Source organism: Mycobacterium sp. TH-M15 (assembly GCF_057473705.1).
Window position 1 is genome coordinate 1 of record NZ_JBYCLB010000214.1, and the last position, 3,057, is coordinate 3,057.

The 3,057-nt window shown below is 69.8% G+C and carries 2 protein-coding genes; both read left to right on the forward strand.

Annotation, left to right across the window (positions count from 1 at the left end):
* Positions 1–34 precede the first annotated feature (34 nt).
* On the forward strand, positions 35–2,242 hold the full coding sequence (locus tag AC2VNT_RS05050; protein ID WP_486945809.1) for an AAA family ATPase: 2,208 nt from the start codon (positions 35–37) through the stop codon (positions 2,240–2,242).
* Positions 2,243–2,317: 75 nt separating this feature from the next.
* A partial coding sequence (locus AC2VNT_RS05055; protein WP_486945810.1) for a FecCD family ABC transporter permease occupies positions 2,318–3,057 on the forward strand: 740 nt, incomplete at its 3' end.

The following is a 3,057-nucleotide window of genomic DNA, read 5'->3' on the forward strand; positions in this document are numbered from 1 at the left end:
GGCTGGGGCTGCGGAAACCGGGCCGGCGGCTGACATGACCCGGCCCGGTTCAACGTCTCAGGACGCGAACCCGCAACTCACGCTCACCGCCCGGCTCAACACCTCCGCCGTCGACTCTCGCCGCGGCGTCATCCGTTTACACCCGAATGCCGTTGCTGCCCTTGGCATCCGGGAGTGGGATGCGGTATCGCTGACCGGGTCGCGGACCACGGCAGCAGTGGCGGCGTTGGCCGGCCAAGACAGCCCGGTCGGCACCGTGTTGCTCGACGACGTGACGCTGTCCAACGCCGGGCTGCGCGAGGGCACCGCGGTGATCGTCAGCGCGGTCACCGTTTACGGCGCGCGGTCGGTCACGCTGAGCGGCTCATCGCTGACCGCCCAATCGGTTCCGTCGGTCACCCTGCGCCAGGCCTTGCTGGGCAAAGTGATGACCGTCGGCGACGCGGTGTCACTGCTGCCCCGTGACCTGGGTCCCGGTACCTCAACGTCAGCCGCGGCCCGCGCGCTGGCGTCGGCGGTCGGCATCAGTTGGACCTCTGAGCTGCTCACCGTCACCGGCGTGGACCCCGACGGACCGGTCAGCGTGCAGCCGAACTCACTGGTCACCTGGGGCACCGGCGTCCCCTCCCCGGCTGAGGCCGGGGAGGGGACGCGGGAACCGGTCAGCGTCGCGAACCCCACGATCGGAGTCGACGACCTCAAGGGCGTGCAGGCGCAGGCCGGCAAGCTCACCGAATGGCTCAAGCTTGCCCTCGACAAGCCGCACCTGCTGAAAACCTTGAGTGCCGCCACAAACCTGGGTGTGCTGGTGTCGGGTCCGGCCGGTGTCGGCAAGGCGACACTGACCCGCGCGGTGTGCGCCCGTCGCAGGCTGATCGAGCTCGATGGTCCCCAGGTCGGCGCGCTGAGCGCCGACGACCGACTCAAAACCGTCGCCGCAGCGGTGACCGCGGTGCGTGACGGTGGCGGCGTGCTGCTCATTACCGATGTCGACGCACTGCTACCGGCCGGCTGCGAGCCCGTCGCTGCCCGCATCCTCGCCGAGCTGCGCACTGCGGTAACCACTGACGGTGTGGCGTTGATTGCCACCTCAGCGCGACCCGACCAGCTTGACACGCGGTTGCGCGCCCCCGAGCTATGCGACCGCGAACTGGGGTTGCCGCTGCCCGACGCCGCCACCCGCAGGGCACTGCTGGAGACACTACTGAAGCCGGTGCCCGTCAGTGATCTCAATCTCGACGAAATTGCTATCCGCACACCGGGTTTCGTTGTTGCCGATCTAGCTGCGCTGGTGCGCGAGGCGGCGCTGCGGGCCGCGTCGCGCGCCAGCACCGATGGGCAACCACCCGAACTCAACCAGGACGACCTCGTCGGTGCGCTCAGCGTCATCCGGCCGCTGTCCCGTTCGGCCAACGAAGAACTGGCCATTGGCTTGCAAGTGGGAAGCGTGACCCTCGACGATGTCGGCGACATGGCCGATGCCAAACAGGCACTGACCGAAGCGGCGCAGTGGCCGTTGCAGCACCCCGACACCGTCGCCCGGTTGGGCGTCGACCCGCCGCGCGGCGTGCTGCTGTACGGTCCGCCGGGCTGCGGCAAAACCTTCGTTGTCCGCGCGCTGGCTAGCACTGGGCAGCTAAGCGTGCACACCGTCAAAGGCTCCGAGCTGATGGACAAATGGGTCGGCAGCTCGGAGAAAGCGGTCCGGGAATTGTTCCGGCGGGCCCGCAACTCCGCGCCGTCACTGGTGTTCCTCGATGAGGTCGACGCGTTGGCGCCCCGACGCGGCCAAAGCTTCGACTCGGGTGTCACCGATCGAGTGGTGGCCGCGCTGCTGACCGAGCTCGACGGCGTCGACCCGCTGCGCGACGTTGTGGTGCTGGGCGCCACCAACCGGCCCGATCTGGTCGATCCGGCACTGCTGCGGCCGGGCCGGCTGGAACGGCTGGTGTTCGTCGAGCCACCCGACGCTGCCGCGCGTCGCGAAATCCTGTGCGCCGCCGGGAAATCGATACCGCTGAGCGCCGACGTCGACCTCGCCGACGTGGCCGCCGAACTCGACGGGTACAGCGCTGCCGACTGTGCGGCACTGCTGCGGGAAGCCGCGCTGGCCGCGATGCGGCGTTGTCTTGACGCCGCCGACGTCACCGCCGCCGACCTGGAGGCAGCCCGCAAAACCGTTCGCCCCTCGCTGGATCCCAGCCGGGTGTCGGAGCTGCGGATGTTCGCCGGGGGCCGGTAAGACCACATGCGGATATCGGGGACGCGGCGAGTGGCGGTGACGCTCGCGCTGCTGCTGGTCGCACTCCTCGGGGCGATGTGGGCCGGCGTCGCACTCGGCACCGTCGCCGTGCCGTGGCGGTCCACGGCCGGGTTCCTCTGGGCCGAGCTGACGGGCGGCACCGTCGCAGCTCGGGATGGGACCCTATACCGCATCGTGATCGACTCCCGCGTCCCACGGGTGCTCAGCGCGACACTGGTCGGCGCGGCCTTGTCCGCCGTCGGCGTGGCGGTACAGGCCATGGCGCGCAACGCGCTCGCCGACCCGTACGTGCTCGGTGTCTCTTCTGGGGCCTCGGTCGGCGCCACGGCGGTTGTGCTGTTCGGCGCATTCGGTGTATTCGGCTGCTACGCACTGCCGGCGGCAGCGTTCCTCGGGGCGCTCGCGGCCACGGTACTGGTATACGCGATCGCACAGTCGAGCGGACGCCTATCGCCGCTGCGGCTGGTGCTCTCCGGGACCGCGCTCGGCTACGGATTTTCGGCGGTCACCACCGTGCTGGTGTTCCTCGAACCCCGCGGCGACACCGCGCGTAGCGTGATGTTTTGGCTGCTCGGCAGCATGTCCGCGGCCACCTGGCGGACCACCGCCCTGGTGGGCATCGTCGCTGGGGGCGGGCTAGCTGCCCTGCTGCTGTGCGCCTCGCGCCTCAACGTGCTCGCGCTCGGCGACGATGCTGCGACGTCGATGGGGCTGTCGGTCGATCGATTCCGGGGTGCGCTGTTCGTGCTCACCGCGGCCGTCACCGGAGTCGTCGTATCCGTATGCGGCGCCAT